Source organism: Streptomyces sp. SM1 (assembly GCF_002910825.1).
In the GTDB taxonomy this organism is placed as follows: Bacteria; Actinomycetota; Actinomycetes; order Streptomycetales; family Streptomycetaceae; genus Streptomyces; species Streptomyces okerensis.
In genome coordinates this window covers 25,419-31,797 of sequence record NZ_NEUB01000683.1, presented here as the reverse complement: position 1 = coordinate 31,797, position 6,379 = coordinate 25,419, and the positions used below count along the sequence as shown (strand labels likewise).

At 69.7% G+C, this 6,379-nt stretch carries 8 protein-coding genes; 6 read left to right on the top strand and 2 right to left on the bottom strand.

Annotated features, from left to right (window positions below):
- The 3 genes from B9S61_RS18830 to B9S61_RS18820 form a co-directional block, all read left to right on the top strand.
- Positions 1–1,370: sugar ABC transporter substrate-binding protein (locus B9S61_RS18830; protein ID WP_258039735.1), on the top strand; the 1,370-nt coding region annotated here is incomplete at its 5' end.
- Between the two features lie 144 nt (positions 1,371–1,514).
- Positions 1,515–2,372 carry a carbohydrate ABC transporter permease gene (locus B9S61_RS18825; RefSeq protein WP_258039734.1) on the top strand — a complete coding sequence of 286 codons (858 nt, stop codon included), beginning with the start codon at positions 1,515–1,517 and terminating at the stop codon, positions 2,370–2,372.
- Positions 2,369–3,205, top strand: a complete 837-nt coding sequence (locus tag B9S61_RS18820) for a carbohydrate ABC transporter permease (protein WP_103543307.1) — start codon at positions 2,369–2,371, stop codon at positions 3,203–3,205. Before B9S61_RS18825 ends, B9S61_RS18820 begins: the two co-directional genes overlap by 4 nt.
- Positions 3,206–3,296: 91 nt before the next feature.
- On the opposite strand, the gene B9S61_RS18815 is transcribed toward B9S61_RS18820, so the two are convergent.
- Both B9S61_RS18815 and B9S61_RS18810 read right to left on the bottom strand, forming a co-directional pair.
- A complete protein-coding gene (locus B9S61_RS18815) occupies positions 3,297–3,896 on the bottom strand; it encodes a DinB family protein (RefSeq protein WP_103543306.1) in 600 nt (199 codons plus the stop codon).
- A 57-nt stretch (positions 3,897–3,953) separates the two neighbouring features.
- On the bottom strand, positions 3,954–4,499 hold the full coding sequence (locus B9S61_RS18810) for an AAA family ATPase (RefSeq protein ID WP_103543316.1): 546 nt from the start codon (positions 4,497–4,499) through the stop codon (positions 3,954–3,956).
- Between the two features lie 128 nt (positions 4,500–4,627).
- On the opposite strand from B9S61_RS18810, the gene B9S61_RS18805 reads away from it, so the two are divergent.
- From B9S61_RS18805 to B9S61_RS18795, 3 genes are all read left to right on the top strand, one after another.
- Entirely contained in the window at positions 4,628–5,173 is a 546-nt protein-coding gene (locus B9S61_RS18805) for a helix-turn-helix domain-containing protein (protein ID WP_103543305.1), read from the top strand.
- Positions 5,174–5,251: 78 nt separating this feature from the next.
- The gene (locus B9S61_RS18800; RefSeq protein WP_103543304.1) at positions 5,252–5,896 is read left to right on the top strand and encodes a hypothetical protein; all 645 of its coding nucleotides are present in this window, start codon (positions 5,252–5,254) and stop codon (positions 5,894–5,896) included.
- 136 nt (positions 5,897–6,032) lie between these two features.
- Complete coding sequence (locus B9S61_RS18795; RefSeq protein WP_181007429.1) at positions 6,033–6,368, top strand: DUF2516 family protein; 336 nt, start codon at positions 6,033–6,035, stop codon at positions 6,366–6,368.
- Positions 6,369–6,379: the final 11 nt, after the last annotated feature.

The following is a 6,379-nucleotide window of genomic DNA, read 5'->3' as shown; positions in this document are numbered from 1 at the left end:
GCCCGTGCCGGCGGCGGCACCCCCTCCGGCCCACGCCGCCGTATCCCCGTACACCCAAGGAAGAGGTCAGCAGGATGAGAAGAAGGACGGCAGCTCTCGCGCTCGGCACCGCCGCCGCGATGGTCCTGACCGGCTGTTCCACCATGAGCCCCGGTGACAGCGGAACGGTCACCCTCAACATGGTCGAGAGCCTGACCAACCCCGCCCGCTCCGATCTGCTGAAGGAGCTGATAGCCGACTTCGAGAAGCAGAACCCGAAGACGAAGGTCAACCTCGTCTCGCCGCCCACCGAGCAGGCCGACCAGAAGATCCAGCAGATGCTCCAGTCCGGCAGCGGCGTCGACGTGCTGGAGGTGCGGGACATCACCGTCGGGCCGTGGTCGAACAACGGCTGGCTGTACGACATGAAGAAGGACCTCGCCGACTGGAAGGGCTGGGAGGCCCTGACCGACAACGCCGTCCAGGCATCCGAGGACGGCGAGGGCAGGACGTACTTCGTCCCCTACGGCTTCTACGGACTGAGCCTCTTCCACCGCACCGACCTGATCGAGGAGGCCGGTTTCGACAAGCCGCCGGCCACCTGGGAGGAACTGCTGGAGCAGGCCGCCGAGATCCACGACCCGTCCGAGCGCCGGTACGGCTACGCCTTCCGCGGCGGCGCCAACGCGCACAGCAACGCCACCGCCGCGATCGAGGCGTACGTCGCCGACGACATCGACCCGGCCAACGGCTACAAGCTGAAGGACGGCAGCACGATCTTCTCCGCGCCCGGCGCGCTCGACGCGATGGAGACCTACCTGAGGCTGTTCAAGGAGGCCTCGCCCAAGTCGTCGGTGGCCTGGGGCTATCCGGAGATGGTCGAGGGCTTCTCCAACGGCTCGACCGCGTTCCTGCTCCAGGACCCCGAGGTCATCGCCACCGTCTCGGAGTCCAAGTCGCTCGAGCAGAGCCAGTGGAGCACCGCGCCGCTGGTGGCCGGGCCCAGCGGGAAGACCGTGCAGCCGCTGGCCACCGCCGGGTGGGGCGTGGCGGACGGCAGCAAGAACAAGGCGGCGGCGGTGAAGCTGGTCGAGTTCCTCTCCGAGGGGGCGGCGTCGACGGCGTTCACCAAGAAGAACAGCCTGGTGCCGATCCTGAAGTCGGCGGCGGAGGACGAGTTCTACCGGACCGGCCCGTGGGCCAGCTACGTCACCATGACGGAGAACCCCGACAGGTACCTCGTCGTCACGCAGCCGCGCGGGGTCGCCTGGTGGGCGGAGTGGCAGCAGCGCGCCGACACCGACGTGCAGAAGATGATCCTCGGCAAGCTGACGCCGAAGGAGCTGCTGGCGGGCTGGGACGCGTACTGGACCGAGAAGTGGAAGAAGTAGCGATGTCCACGTCCACCTCCGAGTCCACCTCCGAGGTACGCAAGGCGCCCCCCGCGCGGAAGCGGAAGGGGGGGCGCCCTGCCCGGAGGGGGCGGACGCCGAAGGGAGTTCACCGCCCGGCGCGGTCTGGTCATCGCCGCCTTCATGGCCCCGGCGGCGGTCTTCGTGGCGGTCTTCACGTACTACCCGATGGTCGCCGGCAGCCAGATGGCGTTCCGGAACTGGAACCTGACCGACCTCACCGACACGTCCTGGGTGGGCTGGAAGAACTTCCGCGACGTCTTCACCGACCCCGCGTGGAGCACGGTGCTGGACAACACCCTGCTGTGGGTGGTCGGTTCGATCGTGCCCCAGCTGGTGATCGGGTTCGCGATCGCGCTGTGGCTGCGGCGCCGGTTCCGCCTCCGCGGGCTCTACCAGGCGCTGATCTTCTTCCCGTGGGCCATCTCCGGGTTCCTCATCGGCATCCTGTTCCGCTGGATGTTCAACAGCGAGTTCGGCGTCGTCAACGACCTGCTGCAGAAGGCGGGGATCATCGACGAGCCGATCGCCTGGCTGGCCGATCCGCAGACCGCGATGACCGCCGTGCTGATCGCCAACGTCTGGTACGGCGTCACCTTCTTCGCGATCATGATCCTGGCCGCGCTCCAGTCGATCCCCGACGAGCTGTACGAGGCGGCGGCACTGGACGGCGCAGGCAAGGCGCGGACGCTCTTCCAGATCACCATCCCCTACATCCGGACGACGCTGGCCCTCACCGTCCTGCTGCGCGTCATCTGGATCTTCAACTTCCCCGACCTGATCTTCGGTATGACCGGAGGCGGGCCGAACAACGAGACCCACATCGTGACCACCTGGATGATCAAGATCACGCAGCAGGGCGACTACGGCAAGGCCTCCGCCCTCGGCCTCCTGGTCGTCGCCATCCTGCTGGTCTTCGCGGTGTTCTTCCTGCTGGCGACGCGGGAGAGGCAGACCGGAAAGCGAGGGACGCGGGCGTGATCGGCAAGGAAACCACGGCCGGCCGGGCCACCAAGTTCACGTTCCTGGGCCTGTGGCTGGTCTTCTCCCTCTTCCCCCTCTACTGGATCACCGTCACCTCGCTCAAGGCGCCCGGTGACATCTTCACCTTCCCCCTCGCCTACTGGCCCGAGCGGTTCTCGCTGGAGAACTACCAGGGCCTGTTCGGCACGGCGGACTTCGGGACCTACCTGGTCAACAGCCTGGTGGTGGCCACGGTCGCGGGCGTGATCGCCACGGCGATCTCGACACTGTCGGCGTACGTCCTCGCGCGGTTCGAGTTCCGCACGAAATCGGCCCTGCTGATGGCGGCCCTGGTCACCCAGATGATCCCGTCGTTCATCGCGCTGGGCCCGCTGTACCTGCTGATGTCCGACCTGCGGCTGGTCGACAACCGCTTCGGCCTGATCCTCGTCTACATCGCCGTGTGCGTCCCCTTCTGCACGGTGATGCTGCGCGGCTTCTTCGCCAACATCCCGGACGCGCTGGAGGAGGCCGCCATGATCGACGGCCTGTCCCGGTTCGGGGCGCTCGTCCGGGTGCTGCTGCCGGTGATGCGGCCCGGGATCGTCGCCGCGTTCATCTTCAACTTCGTGAACTGCTGGAACGAGCTGTTCCTGTCGGTGACGCTGATGAACAGCGACGGCAACAAGACGGTGCCGACGGCCCTGAACGGCTTCATCTCCAGCTTCAACATCGACTGGGGCTCGATGTCCGCGGCGGCCGTGCTCACCATCCTCCCCACCATGGTCCTCTTCGCCTTCGCCAGCCGGCACATCGTCCAGGGGCTGACCTCGGGGGCGGTGAAGGGGTGATCGGGAGGGGGCACTGAAGGGCCGGGGGTCCTGAGGGGCCGGGGGTCCTGAGGAGCAGGGTCCCTGAGAGGCCGGGGTCCCTGAGGAGCGGTTACACCCGCCCGTCCGCCTCCCGGGCCGCGCGCTCCAGCCGACCGCGGTAGGCCTCCCACCAGGCCGGGTCCGTCGACGGCAGGCTGGTGCCGGTCTCGCTCGCGCCCGCCGCGCCGTCCAGGAGTTCGCGGAGGATGTCGGCGTGGCCGGCGTGACGCTGGGTGTCGGCGAGCACGCGGACCACGGCGTGGTGCAGGGTCAGCCCGTCCCGGCCGGCCGGCCACCACGGCACCTTGCCGACCGTGTCCGGCGGCAGGGCGGCGATCGTGGCGTCCGCGTGCGCCCACGCCCGGCGGTACAACGACACGACGAACGCGCGGGACTCCTCCGCGGTGGCCCACATGTCCGCGTTGCTCTCCGCAGCGTCCGCGAGCCAGGGCAGCGGCTCGCCGGACGGCCGGCCGAAGGTGTCGCCGAGGTAGCCCAGTTCGATCCCGGCCGTGTGCTTGACCAGGCCCAGGAGATTGGTGCCGGTCGGCGTCATCGGGCGGCGGATGTCGTACTCGGAGAGGCCTTCGAGCTTCCACAGCAGGGCGTCGCGGGCTTCCTGGAGATAGCGGTGGAGGTCGGACCCGGGTGCGTCGGACGGTGCGGTCATGCGGACCAGTCTGCCGCCGGTGGCCTTCGCGCGGGACCGGTTCGGCGCCGGCGGCTCTCACCCGTTGACGGTCGCCTCGACGCCCGCCTCGACGGCCTCCGCGATCCGCCGGGCGGCCTGTGCGGGTACGAGGTGCGTGGTGTCGACGACCTCCGCCTCGGCGTGCAGCCAGGTGCGGGCCGCCTCGGCATACGCCGCCAGGTGTCGGAGACGGAACGGTGAGGGGCCGAGCACGGTGTCCCCCTCGATGCGTCCGCGGAGGGTCTCCTGGTCGGCGTGGAGGACGAAGTGCCGGACGGGGACGGCGTGCCGGGCGAGGCCCTCGCTGATCTCGCGCCAGTACTCCTCGACCAGGACGGTCATCGGCATCACCAGAGTGCCGCCCGTGTAGTCGAGGACGCGGCGGGCGGTCTCCACCACCAGCGGCCGCCACGGCGGCCAGTGCTGGAAGTTGTCCGTGCCGGGCAGCCCCGGCGTGATGTCCATCAGCGTCTCGCCGACCTTCTCGGCGTCGAGCACCCGCGCGTCCGGGAGCAGTCGCCGCACGAGCGGAGCGGTGGTCGTCTTGCCCACACCATGGGTCCCGTTGATCCACACGATCACGAGCACCAGGCTACTCAGCGCGACCGGCTGTCCGCCGGGCGGACGGCACGTGGTCGAAGCGGTGTGCCGTGGCGCACTATTGCAAGCAGTTGCTTGCAATAGTTAGCGGGGTGGGGCAGGGTGGGGGTATGGCATCGCTCAACGTCGGCAATCTCGGTGAGTACCTGCGCGAGCAGCGGCGCAACGCGCAGCTGTCGCTGCGGCAGCTCGCCGACGCCGCCGGGGTGTCCAACCCGTATCTCAGCCAGATCGAGCGCGGGCTGCGCAAGCCCAGCGCGGAGGTGCTGCAGCAGGTCGCCAAGGCGCTGCGGATCTCCGCCGAGACGCTGTACGTCCGGGCCGGCATCCTCGACGCGGAGCGGGACCGGGACGAGATGGAGACCCGTGCCGCGCTGCTCGCCGATCCCACACTGACCGAGCGTCAGAAGCAGGTGCTGCTCCAGATCTACGAGTCGTTCCGCAAGGAGAACGGGTTTGGTGGCGCCGAGGACGGTGAGGCGACGGAGGCGGCCGGGGTGTCCCGGGCCGTCGACGCGAGTGACCGCGCGGTGGACGTGCCGGAGGGCGATGCCGTGATACGCCGGAGCCGTACGGCCGACGGCGGTACGTCCGCCGGGCGCCGCCCCCGTGCGAGCGGCGGCAGTGACTCCGGTCCGCGGCGGACGGCCGGCTGAACCGGACCAGGGCACCGGCCGCCTGCCGCGGATCACCCGACAACCTCAGCCGAAACGATATCCGGGAGGACCATCACCATGGCCATCACCGAAGACCTGCGCAAGACCCTCAGCGACCCGACCCCGCTCTACTTCGCCGCCGGCACCGCCGACCTCGCGCTGCAGCAGGCCAAGAGGGTGCCGGCGCTGGTGGAGCAGCTGCGCGCGGAGGCGCCGGCCCGCATCGAGAAGGTGCGGAACACCGACCCCAAGGCCGTCCAGGAGCGGGCGACCGTCCGGGTCCGGGAGACGCAGGAGAACCTCCACGTCAAGGTGGGCGAGCTCATCGGCTCGCTCGACACCGATCTGAAGAAGCTCGGCGAGAACGCCCAGGACTTCGCGCTGCGCGGCGTCGGCATCGCCGCCGAGTACGCCGTCAAGGCCCGGGAGACGTACGAGAAGGTCGCCGAGCGCGGCGAGCAGACCGTGAGGACCTGGCGCGGCGAGGCCGCCGAGGGCATCGAGGACATCGCCGTGGCCGTCGAGCCGGCTGCCGAGCCGGTCGTGGAACCGGTCGTCGAGCCGAAGTCCGCGCCCCGGTCCGAGCCGGTCGAGGCCACGAACGGCAAGCCCGCCGCGGCCGGTGCCACGAACGGCGCCACCTCGGTCAAGAAGCCCGCCGCCGCCAAGAAGGCCCCGGCGCGCAAGGCCGGCGCGAAGAAGACGACCCCGCCCGCGAAGTAGCCGCAGGCACGCGGGAGTGGTGTGACGGGCCGGGCACTCCGCGGAGGTTCGGCCCGTTCTCCGGATAGCGGGCCGGGTGATGCGGGTACGGTGACGGCGTAGACGACGAGCGGATCGGGTGGTGGACGTTGTGCTGATGCAGGGCTTCGCGGGGTTCATGTGGCTGCTGAGCATGGGTCTGATCGTTTTCAGCGGCTTCGCGCTGATCGACGCCGCGACGCGTCGTGAGGACGCCTACCGCGCGGCGGACAAGAAGACCAAGCCGTTCTGGCTGATCATCCTCGCCCTCGCGTTCGTGGTGAACCTGATCTTCAACATCCTGTCGTTCCTGCCGATCATCGGACTGATCGCGACCATCGTGTACATGGTCGACGTCCGCCCGGCCCTCCGGGGCCTGCCCGGCGGCGGCCGCGCCCGCCGGGGCGGCTCCAGCAGCGACGGCCCCTACGGCCCGTACAACGGCGGCCGCTGACGCACGGCAGG